At 59.6% G+C, this 235-nt stretch carries 1 protein-coding gene; it reads left to right on the top strand.

Annotation, left to right across the window (positions count from 1 at the left end):
- Positions 1-18 precede the first annotated feature (18 nt).
- A partial coding sequence (locus V0R37_RS23270) for a GAF domain-containing protein (RefSeq protein WP_420376715.1) occupies positions 19-235 on the top strand: 217 nt, incomplete at its 3' end.

Raw genomic sequence — 235 nt, 5'->3', positions numbered from 1 at the left:
CAGGATTGCCATGCTTGCCTGATCGACCCCCGGCCCCTTGAGTTGGTCGCAACCGACCAGTCACAATGCCTGCTATTACCTATTGGCGTAGGTGACACGCTATTGGGCACCCTGGAGGTATGGCACCCCAAAGAGCGTCTCAACGATAGTACCCGCCGCCTGCTTACCATGCTGGCTGACCAGCTCGCCACGGCGGTGTACCTACAGCGGCGTATTGAGGAGCAGCAGCACGTCA

Origin of the sequence: Pollutimonas rozaliensis (assembly GCF_048751585.1) — a bacterium.
Lineage (GTDB): Bacteria > Pseudomonadota > Gammaproteobacteria > Burkholderiales > Burkholderiaceae_B.
Note: the sequence above shows the minus strand (reverse complement) of the source record. Positions and strands in the feature narration are given on the sequence as shown.